The sequence below is a fragment of the Runella sp. MFBS21 genome (assembly GCF_029433105.1).
In the GTDB taxonomy this organism is placed as follows: Bacteria; Bacteroidota; Bacteroidia; order Cytophagales; family Spirosomataceae; genus Runella.
On record NZ_JARNTW010000002.1, the window covers coordinates 310,608 to 324,302 of the forward strand.

The 13,695-nt window shown below is 41.2% G+C and carries 10 protein-coding genes; 5 read left to right on the top strand and 5 right to left on the bottom strand.

Annotated features, from left to right (window positions below):
• Positions 1 to 20: 20 nt before the first annotated feature.
• On the top strand, positions 21 to 2,405 hold the full coding sequence (locus P1X15_RS05540; RefSeq protein ID WP_277337150.1) for a gliding motility-associated C-terminal domain-containing protein: 2,385 nt from the start codon (positions 21 to 23) through the stop codon (positions 2,403 to 2,405).
• Between the two features lie 44 nt (positions 2,406 to 2,449).
• A complete protein-coding gene (locus tag P1X15_RS05545; RefSeq protein WP_277337151.1) occupies positions 2,450 to 3,721 on the top strand; it encodes a site-specific DNA-methyltransferase in 1,272 nt (423 codons plus the stop codon).
• Positions 3,722 to 3,782: 61 nt separating this feature from the next.
• Here the strand turns inward: P1X15_RS05545 and P1X15_RS05550 are convergent, their stop codons facing one another.
• Positions 3,783 to 5,150, bottom strand: a complete 1,368-nt coding sequence (locus P1X15_RS05550) for a Gfo/Idh/MocA family oxidoreductase (RefSeq protein WP_277337152.1) — start codon at positions 5,148 to 5,150, stop codon at positions 3,783 to 3,785.
• A 223-nt stretch (positions 5,151 to 5,373) separates the two neighbouring features.
• On the opposite strand from P1X15_RS05550, the gene P1X15_RS05555 reads away from it, so the two are divergent.
• Positions 5,374 to 5,946: a hypothetical protein gene (locus P1X15_RS05555; protein WP_277337153.1), complete on the top strand. Its 573-nt coding sequence runs from the start codon at positions 5,374 to 5,376 to the stop codon at positions 5,944 to 5,946.
• A 34-nt stretch (positions 5,947 to 5,980) separates the two neighbouring features.
• Here the strand turns inward: P1X15_RS05555 and P1X15_RS05560 are convergent, their stop codons facing one another.
• Positions 5,981 to 8,542, bottom strand: a complete 2,562-nt coding sequence (locus P1X15_RS05560; RefSeq protein WP_277337154.1) for a GH116 family glycosyl-hydrolase — start codon at positions 8,540 to 8,542, stop codon at positions 5,981 to 5,983.
• A 165-nt stretch (positions 8,543 to 8,707) separates the two neighbouring features.
• Here P1X15_RS05560 and P1X15_RS05565 point away from each other — a divergent pair, with 165 nt between their 5' ends.
• Positions 8,708 to 9,352 carry an NAD(P)-dependent oxidoreductase gene (locus tag P1X15_RS05565; RefSeq protein WP_277337155.1) on the top strand — a complete coding sequence of 215 codons (645 nt, stop codon included), beginning with the start codon at positions 8,708 to 8,710 and terminating at the stop codon, positions 9,350 to 9,352.
• A 64-nt stretch (positions 9,353 to 9,416) separates the two neighbouring features.
• Here P1X15_RS05565 and P1X15_RS05570 read toward each other — a convergent pair whose 3' ends face one another.
• The 3 genes from P1X15_RS05570 to P1X15_RS05580 all read right to left on the bottom strand — a co-directional run bounded on the left by P1X15_RS05570 (position 9,417) and on the right by P1X15_RS05580 (position 12,790).
• The gene (locus tag P1X15_RS05570; protein ID WP_277337156.1) at positions 9,417 to 11,639 is read right to left on the bottom strand and encodes a S41 family peptidase; all 2,223 of its coding nucleotides are present in this window, start codon (positions 11,637 to 11,639) and stop codon (positions 9,417 to 9,419) included.
• 44 nt (positions 11,640 to 11,683) lie between these two features.
• The gene (locus tag P1X15_RS05575) at positions 11,684 to 12,205 is read right to left on the bottom strand and encodes a DUF4199 domain-containing protein (RefSeq protein WP_277337157.1); all 522 of its coding nucleotides are present in this window, start codon (positions 12,203 to 12,205) and stop codon (positions 11,684 to 11,686) included.
• Positions 12,206 to 12,319: 114 nt separating this feature from the next.
• Entirely contained in the window at positions 12,320 to 12,790 is a 471-nt protein-coding gene (locus P1X15_RS05580; RefSeq protein WP_277337158.1) for a response regulator transcription factor, read from the bottom strand.
• A 315-nt stretch (positions 12,791 to 13,105) separates the two neighbouring features.
• Between P1X15_RS05580 and P1X15_RS05585 the strand changes: the two genes are divergently transcribed.
• Positions 13,106 to 13,684: an RNA polymerase sigma factor gene (locus P1X15_RS05585; protein WP_277337159.1), complete on the top strand. Its 579-nt coding sequence runs from the start codon at positions 13,106 to 13,108 to the stop codon at positions 13,682 to 13,684.
• Positions 13,685 to 13,695: the final 11 nt, after the last annotated feature.

The following is a 13,695-nucleotide window of genomic DNA, read 5'->3' on the forward strand; positions in this document are numbered from 1 at the left end:
CTTACATCTTTTACTTTAGGATGATACCTTTTTTGCGGTTTCGTTTATTGATTGTATTCTTGATATTGTTAAGTTTTAATAGCGAAGCTTCCCATATTTTTGGAGGAGATTTTAGCATTATATCTTTGCCTACAGAAGGTCGTTACCGGCTGGTATTGAATGTATACGCGGATGCGAGCACTCTTCAAAGTGGTAACAATGACCAATCTGTAACTATCTTTTTGCGGAGACGAAAAGACAATTTATTAGTAGGGACTTATATCTTGCCCCAAGTCACCAATACTCCAATTGTTTATCAAAATGTGGCCTGTGCAGGAAGTGGAGGACTCAAAACTCAAGCCTTGCAATATAGTTTGGATATTACGTTGAATCCCAATTTGTATAATGATTTGGAGGGTTATTATGGGGTATGGGAAAGATGCTGCCGAACCGACGGGGTCGATAATTTAGCCAACCAAGGAAAATTTGTAGGCATGGTTTTTATGCTAGAATTTCCGGCGATTAGCCAAAATGGACAATTTTTTAAAAATTCCTCGCCTGTCTTTGAATTCCCAAATGGCGATTATATCTGTGTCAACAAACCTTTTGCTATGAGTATGAAAGCTACTGATGCCGATGGTGATGAACTTCGGTATTCGCTCGTTACTCCTTTGCAGGGGTTTACCACCGATGCTTCCACGAACGGTTCGGCGGCAACTTCGAGGGCTCCTTTTCCGCCAGTTTTATGGGCGAGTAATGTGAGCCTCAACAATGTCATTGAAGGAAATCCCCCTTTGGGTATCAATGCTAATACAGGATTGCTTACTGTAAAAGCAACACAATTAGGGCGTTATGCTTTTGCTATATTGGTCGAAGAATATCGCAATGGTGTAAAAATCGGATCAGTCAGAAGAGATTTTCAGTTGAAAGTCATTGATTGTATGAGTACGCCTCCGCCTGTTCCTACGGTATTTAAGAGTTCTAACCTATCCACCCCTGCGGCTATTGTTGAGATTTGTGAAGGAGAAACTGTAGAGCTTACTTTTAATTCACAGCCTAATATTTCTTATCAGTGGATACGTAATGGTAACAATCTCTTAAATCAAAAAAACAACCGAATCACAGTCTCTGAGGCCGGTAACTATCAAGTTTCGGCTAGTTTTTCCAATCAGTGCTCTATCGATACGGTCTCGCAGATAGTAAATGTAGTAAAAGCAAACAGCCCTCTTGTGGTGGTAACCGACTCTCTGAAATTGTGTAAAGGAGGGCAGGGAGTACTTCAAGCTACAAATAATCCTACTTATCAATACAATTGGGCTGGAAATGGACAATTACTCACGGCTTCATCTCAAAACACCCTCTCTGTGACTCAGGAGGGGCGGTATGTTGTATCAGTGACTTCTCCTGATTTTGTCTGTAGTACCAAAGATACTGCCGTAGTAATTTTTCTGCCTACTCCCAATAAACCTACATTAAGTGCTTCCAAAAAAATACTCTGCATGAGTGATTCAATCAATTTAATCACGCAAACTCAAATAGGATTTTCAAACGAATGGCTGCGAGCAGGACAAGTGATTATAAACAACAAAAACAATCATTATGTGAGGGACGCTGGGGTATATCAAGTTCGGTTTTTCAAAGACGGATGTGATGCTATTTCCGATACTTTTAGGATATTCCCTCCTGTTATTATAGATATGGTGATAGACTCTATTGCACCATTTTGTTTGAATACTGCCCTAAAAATCCCTCTTAAAGCTATGCCGTTAGGAGGCGTGTTTTCAGGAGAAGGTGTTAAAAATCAAGAATTTGATGTGAGTGATGTTGGGCCTGGAAGGCATACTGTGACTTATGAAGTAAAAACAGAAGGAGAATGTATTCATAAAAAAACAACGGTCGTTCAAATATATAGTTTACCCGAAATCAATCTTACTGACAATATCTCTATGGGGATGGGCTCGGCGGTAGTGCTGCCCGCCGTAGTGACTGCTACTGGAAATGTTAGCTACGAATGGTTACCCCCTACCAACTTAAATGATGCTAAAGTGCAGCGACCTGTAGCTACTCCTGACCAAACTGTCGTGTATAAATTGACCGTAAAAGACGGGAATAATTGTAGCTCAGTGGATTCAATACGCGTTCTTGTGTTTCAGGTTGTGTATCCTCCTGACGCCTTTAGCCCTAACAATGATCAAATTAATGATGTTTGGGAAATCAAAAACATAGATAAATATCCTAATGCTGAGGTAATAGTTTATAACCGATGGGGGGAAGTAATATTTTATGAAAAAGATGGTTACAAAAATCCTTGGGATGGTACTTTCAATGGTACTAAAGTAGCGCCTGGGGAGTATACGTATTTACTTCGATTGGGGAAGGAAGCCGATTTTAATGAACAACGCGGCAAAGTAATGGTGCTGCGATAATTGGAGCTTTCTACTATTTTTGCAGCTAAAGCAAAAATGAAAGTATGGACGACCAATCGCCCGAACACTACGAACTTAATTGGGCAGGCAAAGCTGCCGCCCGCGCTCAAATTAAACAGCTGGCTTCGACTTGTTTGTATAATAAGGAATCACTTGTGGTTGATAATGAGGAGATAATGTCAAGCTCAGCATTTATAGAAGGCGAAAATTTAGAGACTTTGCGTGTGCTACAATCTACCCACGCTGCTAAGGTCAAAATGATATACATTGACCCACCTTATAATACAGGAAGCAATGATTTTGTGTATGCCGACAATTTCTCCAAAACAGGACACGGTCATTCGGTATGGTTGTCGATGATGTATCCTCGGCTGGCATTAGCCAAAAATCTTTTGCGGGAAGATGGGGCAATCTTTGTGAGTATTGACGAAAACGAATACGCGAATTTGAAACTTTTGATGGACGAAATATTCGGCGAAAAAAACTTTCGTAATACTTTCATCGCGCGTCGCCACGACAAAAACCTGAATCGGCAATTCATGGCCAAAGGCTTACGCTCATTTAATGTAGGTTTTGAACATATCCTTTGCTATGCCAAATCTGATGCCTTTACATTTCAGCCTGTTTATCGAGCTTCCAACGAAACCCGCCAAACTACCGGCTACTGGAAGGGATTTTGGAATGATGCTGACCGGCCTACGATGCGATATAATATTCTGGGTTTCACGCCTGAAACAGGCCAATGGAAGTGGAGTCAAGAGAAAGGCTTGGAAGCTGTAGCCAATTATCAAAAATACCTCACGGAGTATTCCGACAAAATGTCGCTGGAGGCGTATTGGGAGCAGACGGGTCGTAAGCTGCTCTTTATTCGCCGCAATCCCAACGGAAAAGGCAAAAATAAGGGCGTCGAAAATTGGATTCCCCCTTCAGATGGTATTTTACGCACTACCAACTGGACCGATTTGTTGATTTCGAAAGATGAAAAGGAAGTGCAAGGACTTTTTGACTTTCCCAAAAATATAGAAGTACTCAAAAACCTTATCCTCGCGGCTGGTTGCGGAGATGGCGATGTAATTTTAGATTTTTTTGCTGGCTCAGGTTCAACAGCTCAGGCTGTATTGCAGCTCAACGAAGAAGACAGTCTTCGTCGGATTTTTTTGTTGATACAAATCGCCGCACCTTGCCCTGTAGATAGTGATGCTTATCAAGCGGGTTATGTTACTTTGGCCGATATTACACGACAACGTATTATGAATGTTTGTGACAAACTAAAATTTTCGCCCAAAGTGCTTTTCTATCGACTAGGGAAAGCATAAGAAATGAAAAGACCCTCCAAGTTTTTGAAACTTGGAAAGTCTAGCAAATGACCTGAAGGTTTTAAACCTTATCGGGGTTCGGATGCGTCCACCCTTGGCGATAAGGACGTTGTAGAAGACCATTGGCTTCGCGGTCGCCGACGATACTACGGGTTTTGGAATCATACACGATAGGTCGGCCAATCTGCATAGAAATGTTGGCCAAAATACAACTTGCCGTTGAGATGTGGCCTTCTTCAATGTCGGCTATGGGGCGGCCGTTGTTTTCGATAGCCGCCAAAAAATCCAACATATGAAGCCGTGTAGCAGGAGCAGCGTTGAGCTCAATACGTTCCTCAGTTAGGTCTTCGGGATATTTTTCTTTTTCAAATACTACGTCTTTGTGAATACGTTCACCTTTTCCTTGAGGAATAAAATCATACGCCATTGTACTACCCCAAAGGGTGCCTTTATCGCCATACAATGTAAACGACCACGGATAGTCGGGATTGTTGGGCGTACCCCAAGAGCGGTGTTGCCATACACAGTTTAGACCATCATACTCAAAAATGGCCGATTGAGTATCAGCAATATTAGATTTCCCTTCTTTTTGTACATAAATACCGCCAGTAGAACTAATGCGTTTGGGCCAGCCTAGTTGGAGCATCCAACGAACTGTATCAAACATGTGAATGCACATATCACCCATGATGCCGTTGCCGTATTCCATGAATGTACGCCACCAACGAATATGAGGAAGACCATCATAAGGGCGGAGCGGAGCGGGACCCGTCCACATTTCGTAGTCCAAAAAGTCAGGAACAGCTTGTACTGGTGGATTGCCGTTGTTGCGCATATGATAATAACAGCACATTTCTACGTGCGAGATTTTACCCAAAAGACCTGCGTCAACGATGTTTTTTTTGGCTTCGATGAGGTGAGGGGTACTTTTACGTTGGGTACCTACTTGCACTACGCGTTTGTATTTACGGGCGGCGGCAACCATTGCTTCCCCTTCCATTACATCTACGCTGATGGGTTTTTGGACATATACGTGCGCACCAGCCTTCACGGCGTCGATGGTCTGGAGGGCGTGCCAATGATCGGGCGTGCCAATGAGCACAATATCCATTTCATTTTCGGCGAGCATTTTTTGATAATCCCCGTATTGGCGAGGTACTTTACCTGATTTTTGGCGTTTACTGACGAGCGTAGCCGCTGTCGAAAGCTGATTTTTGTCAACATCACAAAGCGCAACCACTTCTACAGGGGCTACCTGAATAAGGCGAAATAAGTCACTTTTACCATACCAGCCTGTACCAATAAGCCCTACGCGGAGGGTTTTGGCAGGGTGGATGATGTCCATGCCTTGCGCCCCAAAAGCAGTAAGGGCGAGAGAAGCGGCAGTTCCTTGCAAAAAACGGCGGCGATTGATGTAAAATGAATCCATGAAAAATTTAGGGGTTTGGAGGATATTTCAGTACCGTGTGTTTGTTTATTAAAGTGAAAGCCGCAAGAGAAATACCCTTTGGAGGGTGATTTTTGAAAATAGACTGACTTAAAAAAAATGCTATCTTTTTGCCTATAAAAAAGTATGTCGATGATATTTTTCTAATATTTGTGCGAATAGATTGAACGAATGATTGTATAATGTTTACCAAAAATCAGGATCTATGAAAAGTGGCTTATTATTTTTTTCAATAATTTGTGTATTAGGAATAGTCGAAACCCACGCCCAACAATTTGATATTATCTTAGGAACGGGTGTGTACGCTACTCCTTCATTGAAGCCCGTAGAGCCAGCTTATTATTTTAATGGAGAGTTTGAATATCATCTCCCTAATCGTAAGTGGGCGCTTTCGGCGGGTATCATTCGAGCCAAATACACCTATCGCTTAGAAGGCTCTAGAAGTACTTTGGGAGGAATACCGGTCAATCAGGGTTCAGAATTACAAAGTAATTTTCTGCTGAAATATAAGTTTTTTTCTAAAAATTGGCTGACCGTGCAAGCAGGTGCGGGTGTAGGGTTGGTGACTATGGGGCGAGTAGAAGAAATTCTAAGCGACCGAAGTGTAAGTTATTTATACGAAGTGTCCAATACTGATGTAGGTTTTCCCCTAGCGGTAGAAGCTTATACCAACCTTACAAAACATATTATCGCAGGAGTCAAATTAGGTTCTTTTATTTTTCCTGATTATCCTATCATCGGCAATAATCTCGGGCTACAGGTAAGATATAGGTTTTGAGGCGGCGGCCTATGGAAAGCCGCCGTCGTTAATGTTAGGGTAAAGAGATAGTTATAGACTGCTTTTCTTGAAGGGTATGGCCTACGGTAAAAGTTTTGGCATTTTTGCCCAATGAAAAGTTTTCCAAAGGAAGACTGCCATTGAGTACAGTCAGTTTTGTTTGCCATCCATTCCCCGCTTTTTTAAATTGGACTTCCCCATAAGCGTGGCCATTTGACCAAAAATAAGAACCTACTTTGGGCGTAAAGGCCATCGATTTTTTTACCCCCGAATACTGAAAACCTGTAAGTGCCAATACGGCTCCCCAGCTAGTCATGGCGCGGGCGTAGTGGTGTCCGCATTCGGCTTCGTCAAAGGGGCTGCGTTTTTGGCCGTCGTAGCGGTCTCGGATATTTTTAATACAAGTCAAGCCCGTTTCGGTTTGGCCCTCGTAAAGCATCCCGATAGCGGCGGTGTATTCAAAACCTGTCATTACTTCCGAAAAATAAGGAAAAGGAATGGTAGGCCGACCTCCGCGTGGGTAACTTGCCATTAGCAGTGCTGCCTCGTCGCCCAGTGCATAGGAGCGCATATTGTTGAAATGGTTGAGCATCGTAGGGCGATAATTATACTTCATGATACTCTGCAAGGTTTTCTGGACGTTTTGCGGGTTTACCAGATAGCCGAGCCCATATACATGAGCCATGTATTGCCCAATCAACTGATCCACCAAACATCCTTTGCCCAACTGATAAGGTGGGTCTTCGGTATAAGCCCGTCCACTTGCTACAGTAGCCATCAAAATATCTTCTTTCCGAGAGGCGGTTTGTATGATTTGTTCGTAATATTCACCATTAAAAAGTTTTTCATCGGCAAAGCGGCGCCCTTGCTCAAATAACCGACGGCATTCGGCCGCAAAGATAGGCTCGCCCATTGCTTTGGCCATTTCTTCCATGGCTCTTAACGCTCCCAAATACCATATTTGCATCTGAGGATTGGGACCATAATATTCCACATCCATAGTATTGTGTTGTACACCTTCCATGACACCGTCTTTGTCACCATCCCAGCCACCTTTGAGCCAAGCAAATTCTAAAGAACGCTTGACCGAAGGATACAATTCTTTGAGAAGCTGAGAATCTCCCGACAATTGCCAATCGCGATACATCCGCATGATGGTTCCCATCTGACCATCGGCAGCGGCAGCTTTGTAAGACTGAGCTTTGGTGGCTAAAGGCAATCCTACTCTAAAACTCATAAAACCCGTTTCGTCGGTAGCAAGGCCAAACTCCGTTTTGCGCATGGTTTGGGCTAATTTTCCAAACAAAAATCCAGTCGCTTGTTCATAATTCCATACGTGAGTGCAGGAGCCTTGGCAAGAACCATAATTGTCCATGCAGCCTTCCCAGCCCATCATAGTGCCGTCTTTAACCCTAAATACGGTTTGAGAACGTAGGGTGCTGAGGTTAAATAAGGCTGATTCTTTGACTACTTCGGGTAAATTACTTTTGGCAAAAGCACGCACAAATTCAAGCGTTTTTTGTTCCAAAATTGGCAATTGCGTGGCGGCTTTTTCGGCTACTTCCCAAGCGTCGGCGTATTGGGTAGCATAATAATTGCCCACGTTTTCGGCCGACCATGCAAATCGATTGGGAAAATGCCAAGTGATATAAAATGGGATAACGCGGGTTTGATGAGCTGGAATTTGGATTTTTACTGCCAAAGAAGCCTGCGGGTCATTGTCGACAAGCTTGGTTTTGTCGGTAAGCTCGCCGTCGGCACTAAAATCATCCCAAAAATCTAAAAGCGCATTTTCCCAGTCATTTGAACGCGAACTGCGGCGGTAGCTTACTCCATCTCGCGCTGGTGTAACTAGCGCCATTGTACCCCATTGTTCGGTTGTTTTTTTGACACTATCCGAGTACATAAAGATTCCCTGAACTTGTCCTGTTTTGCGAAAAGTGTTTTGATTGTGGCGTGCCCCAATCGGAATCAAATCACCCTTCCAATCCATGCGCGTTTTGGAGCCATCATTACCAATAAAATTTCGCATCAAACCACACACGGCTACCGTGATAGGTTGGTTGCTGGTATTGTGAACAGCATAATTGAGTACCGCCACAGGCATCCCACTTGCATCTGCATCGGTGGGGATAAGTGGATTGTAAGCCGTTAGCTTTACTTCTACGGGGAGCGAGGGGTCAGATAGATTGACCCTGCCGAAGGGATAGGACGCATCAAAAGAAACATTTCTGAAACGAGGAATACCGTGATTGTCGACGGGGCGGCCTTCTTTGTCTTGGTAATCCACGGGGTCGAGCGGCCCCATGAGACCTTTGGTGTGGGTTTTGCCATTGGCTTCTTTGATAAAAATGGAGAAAAAAGGAACACCATTGCCCATTTGACCACCACTAAAGCCTTTGGCAGGGCGATTCATGATTTCCCAATCTTTGAGTTCTCCTTTGCCCGAAATGGAGACCGTACCCGTACCGATACCGCCAAGCGGTAACGCTACGCGGTAAAGGTGCTGTTGATCGTAATGTTTAACTACTGGAAAATCTTGGGCGTAGAGCGAAAAGCCCATCAAAAACAATCCCAAAGTGATAAATGATTTCATGAAGAGTTTAGGATATTGATTAATGTTGTAAATTTGTCTTATTAAACTTTCTTTATAAAATATTGAATCTACTTCAGTAAAAAGTTGCTTGCTTTTTACGAGCTACCTTGGGCCTTTGGCACAAGGGAAAAATCATATTGATTTTCAAATTTTATAAAGACTACAATGGAACAAAATATAAAAGTTGCCGTCATCGGCGGTACAGGCAAATCCGGCAAATACCTTGTAAAAGAGCTACTTCATCGAGGTTTTCAAATCAAAATTCTTCTTCGAAATCCAGCGCATTTTCAAAGTGATAGTTCGCTAGTTGAGGTTGTAAACGGCAATGTGACCGATGCTTCGTCTATTGATTCGCTGTTACAAGGTTGTCAAGCGGTGATTAGTACTTTGGGATTAGGGACTCCACCTAGTGAGCCTACTATCTTTAGTCAATCTACTGCTCATGTACTAGAGGCGATGAAAAAGTACGATATTGGCCGTTACATCCTCACTACAGGTCTGAATGTGGATACACCTTTTGACCAGAAAAGCCCTAAAACAGCTTTTGCTACCGAATGGATGAAGCAAAATTATCCGATTTCGACTGCCAACAAGCAACTTGAATATGAACTTTTGGTACATAGTGAAGTGGATTGGACGTTGGTAAGACTTCCGATGATTGAACAAACCGACCAACGTGGACAAGTCAAGGTGAGTTTGGAGGATTGTGAGGGAGATAAAATCAGTGCAGCCGATTTAGCCGACTTTCTTATCTTACAGCTTACAGATACTCGCTTTGTCAGGAAAGCACCTTTTATTGCCACTATTTGATAGAAAAATATACCGAAGGAGACAGATTTTTAGTCTCCTTCGATGTAAATTTAGGAAGATGACTTTATTTTTCATGGATGATTTCAATGGCTTTTTCAATGATTTCATCTCGCCCTTCTTTGATTCCTTTGATGGTGGGCCTAAGGGTTATATCTGGTAAGATACCGATTCTTTGCGTTTCTTTTCCGTCAGGATAATATACCCCAATTCCGCTTATCCATGTGCTTATGCCACCTGGTAAAAAAAACTTTGATACATTGCCATCGGCAGCAGCCGTGGTGGAACCAAGGACGATAGCATTGGGGGCTACTCGATAAGCCATAGCATGAAATTCGGACGAACTTTGCGATAATTCATTAATCAAAATCACCACTTTGCCTTTATAAAAATCTTTATTTTTCTTTCCGACTGAGACGGGTTTGCTAAAAGTAAAAAGCCCCGGAGTAAGGATATTACCACTAGTAAACTTCACAAAGGGGCGTTTGGTGGGCATTAAAAAATTGCACAAATCGTCTAACACAAAGTCGGTTGGATAATTTCGGTTGTCAATGATGAGTCCTTTTGAGTTTTTGATTTCTTGTATCAATCTTGGTAAATACCCCTTTTTCAGGGTGCTATTGTTGAGGTAAGCGATTTCTTTATCTAAATATTTAAAACAGGTATCTTTGGGATAATACCTACTAGGTATCTGTATGTTTTTCAAAGCAAATAATTTTGTTTTTACATCTATTGGGATTTTGTTACGTAGGATTCTAAAATGAATGATTGAGTCATTGCTTCTTAATAAGTTTTGGGCAATATCTCTCAATTGGGTAGGGGTATTGGAAGCAGGAGTGTACTTTGATTTTTGTAAGATGATATCCTCAATAGTTTTATCGTTGACGTGAGTGATTACATCTCCGATGACCACTTGGTGTTCTGTTTTGGGTTTTGTTTGATAAAATCCCGTAATAACGGGCTTGTTTTCGACGAAAGTTACTTCTAAAGGAGCGTAATTATTTCCAAAGAAATGGTTAAGAGCGCGGTTGTTTCCCAAAATAGTGGCGTGTGTATCTCCAACCCTCCCAATAAGTTCTAAAGTAGTAAGTGTGTATTCGGTGTTGTTGTTGGCATTGATAAATTTGGGAATAAACTCTTCAAGTACGTTTTTCCAATCTTCTTGGATGAGGTTTTTGTAAGGGAAATAATACTGAATGATATTCCAATATCTATACAGCGACAAAAGCCTAAATCCTACGTCGGGATAGCTCATGTTTTCATAAGGGCTTTCATGTTTAAAATTGGGGTTGCTTGTATTGGAGTGTAGTTCTACATAATAATGACGATTGGACCTATGTGCATGTTGTATTTTGGAAAGCGAAGAAGACAATGCTGTTGATAAGTTGTATTCTTTAATCCAATCTAAATCAGGAGATATTTTAAGTAAAGAAGCCTTGGTGCTTTTGGCTTTTTGGGTGCTAATATTTCCTAAAGTATCAATCCATTTGACCAAAACACTGTCTCTTTGCGTGGAAGTAGTAGTAGTCAGTAGCCTAGGCAAAATTCTAAAAAGCTCATAGTCCCAGTTGTATTTTCCTTGGGCTATACTGGGATGGTAATATTTTAAAAACCCCCAGATTAGTCCTAGTACTTTGAGGTTTTCGACGGTTGTTTTGTCAGTTGGGAGATGTTTTATCTGTGATTCCTCATCAAAGGACCTGTCTTTATGAGCAGGGTATTCTTTTTGAAAAAATGGAGACAGATTTTCTATTTCTTTGCCGTCGATGTTTATTCTCAAATCATCAAACCACATTTTTCCTTTCCCTACCAACATCCCGCCTACTAGAATTTGGGTTGTTTTTGAAGGATTAAGGTTAAGTTTTACCTCATATTTTGTCCAATTACTCGTTCCCATGATTTTGTGCGGGCTCATATCTATATAGCCTACTTCAGGGTCGATTCTTAGCCATAAGCCTGCAAATCCTTCAGTAATATTTTCCATTTTAATGTAGCCACTAAGGGTGATTGTGCGGCCAGGGTAGCTGTGGGGGATGGTAAACCCCCACGCTTTATAATCTGTTTCTCCAGTTTTGTATTCGATACAAGCAGCATATCTTCCATTTTTGACGCAAAGAGTATCTAAGCTGAGGGTATAGTTATAACTGCCGTAGTCGGTCCAGCCGACAGGAGTATCTTTTTTTAGCAGCTCAAAGTCAAAATTAAATTTTGGTTTAGGAGATGTGATTTCTTGACCATTCAAGAAAAGGCAAAATCCCAAATTGAAAAAAACAAAAAAGTGTTTGAACATGCTGTGGGAAATATGGTGCTAGGAGAAACCTTCGAAGAGAAGTCTTACTCTTGACTTACTGCTGTTTTGTTGTTTCTTTTCAGAAAAAATGCACTGATAAGCGATACTACCAAGCCTACCGGAAACACTTCCGAAAACGTAATGAGAACGACAAAAAAGGGATTTTTGTACATTTCTTTGAAATTCTCCATTTCTTTGGTTTTGGCTGGTAAGTCGGCGGTGGGTGTTTCTTTCAAAACGAGGAGAATGTATTTTTCGAGATAGTCCGGCACAAATAAATAATAATAAAAGAGCCAGACTACTACATACATGATTGACGCGATAGTGGCAATCAGGATGCCCATTTTGAAGGCTTGCCCAAAAGAAATAAGCCCTTCGAGTTGTTTGTCACGATAGTTTTTGACGCCAAAAAAAATCAGCGAAAAAATAACGACCATTCCGGCGTAGCCAACTAGGTCGTTGCTTTTAAAATCGGGATTGGTATAACATAGGTGTACCATATAAACCATGTTGATACACAAGACGCTTCCCATCACTAGGCCAAAAATCACTACGTTTCTTTTCATTGGTTTGCTGTTTTGGTTGAGTCACAAAACTAGACCTAGCGTACTTAGGAGTATTCATACTTTAGTACCAAAATTATCAAAACACAGTTATTTCGTACTAAAGTGGGAGTTTGCTTAAGTGACTATATTGAGTCTTTTGGCTTTTTCTATGGCTTGCGTACGGCTTTTGACTTCCATTTTTACAAAGAGGTTGGAAACATGGGTTTTGACGGTACTCAAGGAAAGGCACAATTGGTCGGCAATTTCAGCATTGCTATTTCCTTGGGTCAAGAGTTGTAATACCTCATATTCGCGATTGCTTAGATTGAGTTTTGCGAGTTCGTCCTCATTAATAATCTCAGGGGTTAGATATACTTTTTTTTCGATAATTACAGTTTGTACCTTAGCTTTGACAAGCTGCGTAGCTATCCATATCCCTAATAGAGTAAAAAACACTGCAATGAGCCCCGCGTAGATGTCTAATGAGTGATTGACAATCAGAAACTTCCACTCTAGCCACTTCAGAAAAAATACCAAAATAGCTAAGAGTAAACCATATAAAGTAATATGTTTGGTATTGAGAAAGAGGTTTTTTATAAAGGTCATATTTGTTTAAGAAAGAAGTATAAAATTACGTAGAGGTACTTAAAACCCAAAATTCACTTTTAGGTTTTAAGTAGATGAAGGAGTTGATATACTAGCGAAGGGAAAATTTCACAGTCTGTGGAGTAACTACGCTATAGGAGTGCTTGGTAGTTAATAAATTAAAATTTAATAATATGTATAGGTTAAATAATAATATAATTAATAAATAAAAAATTGACAAAGGCAATTTGAAAGCTTGAAAATATACTATATTTGAGTCGCAAAATACCATAATAAATTAAGTCAGTGTATCATATAGGTAAAAATACCGAAAAGATGAGCGATTCGCTTCTTTGGTCCCAGCTGATAGCCGATGACCAAAATGCTTTTTCTATGCTTTTCGAAAAGTATTTGAGCCCATTGGTAAATTATGGAAAAACTTTGCTGCCTTCGCACGAAAAGGTGAAAGATTGTGTCCAAGATGTATTTGTGGATATTTGGCTCTATCGCCATTCGCTGAGTGAAGATGTAGTGGTGAAAGCCTATTTGTTTTCGAGTGTACGTAAGCGTATTGCCCGGCTGTATGAGCGAGACCGCATTTTTCGCCAAACAACCTCTTTAGAAGACTTAGAGTTTTCGGTTAGGTTTTCGATCGAGCACCAGCTGATTACTGATGAGACTATGGAGTTGGAAGTACAGCAACTCAACCAACTCCTCAATGCTCTTCCACCTCGCCAAAAAGAAACACTTTATTTAAGATACCATCAAGGATTGGCACTTGAGCAAATCGCCGAAATATTGGATATCAATCATCAATCGGTCAAAAACCTCCTTCAGCGTGCCATTTTGCACCTTCGCAAAGAGTGGAAAGGTACAATTTCATTGCTTCTTATGTTTAGTTTTATCACTTCTTAATTTTTTTTGAA

Coding starts and splice junctions, on each gene's coding strand:
- P1X15_RS05575 (WP_277337157.1), bottom strand. CDS start 12,205: ATGAAAAGAAACGTAGTGATTTTTGGCCTAGTGATGGGAAGCGTCTTG.
- P1X15_RS05540 (WP_277337150.1), top strand. CDS start 21: ATGATACCTTTTTTGCGGTTTCGTTTATTGATTGTATTCTTGATATTG.
- P1X15_RS05570 (WP_277337156.1), bottom strand. CDS start 11,639: ATGTTCAAACACTTTTTTGTTTTTTTCAATTTGGGATTTTGCCTTTTC.
- P1X15_RS05585 (WP_277337159.1), top strand. CDS start 13,106: ATGAGCGATTCGCTTCTTTGGTCCCAGCTGATAGCCGATGACCAAAAT.
- P1X15_RS05555 (WP_277337153.1), top strand. CDS start 5,374: ATGAAAAGTGGCTTATTATTTTTTTCAATAATTTGTGTATTAGGAATA.
- P1X15_RS05580 (WP_277337158.1), bottom strand. CDS start 12,790: ATGACCTTTATAAAAAACCTCTTTCTCAATACCAAACATATTACTTTA.
- P1X15_RS05560 (WP_277337154.1), bottom strand. CDS start 8,542: ATGAAATCATTTATCACTTTGGGATTGTTTTTGATGGGCTTTTCGCTC.
- P1X15_RS05545 (WP_277337151.1), top strand. CDS start 2,450: ATGGACGACCAATCGCCCGAACACTACGAACTTAATTGGGCAGGCAAA.
- P1X15_RS05565 (WP_277337155.1), top strand. CDS start 8,708: ATGGAACAAAATATAAAAGTTGCCGTCATCGGCGGTACAGGCAAATCC.
- P1X15_RS05550 (WP_277337152.1), bottom strand. CDS start 5,150: ATGGATTCATTTTACATCAATCGCCGCCGTTTTTTGCAAGGAACTGCC.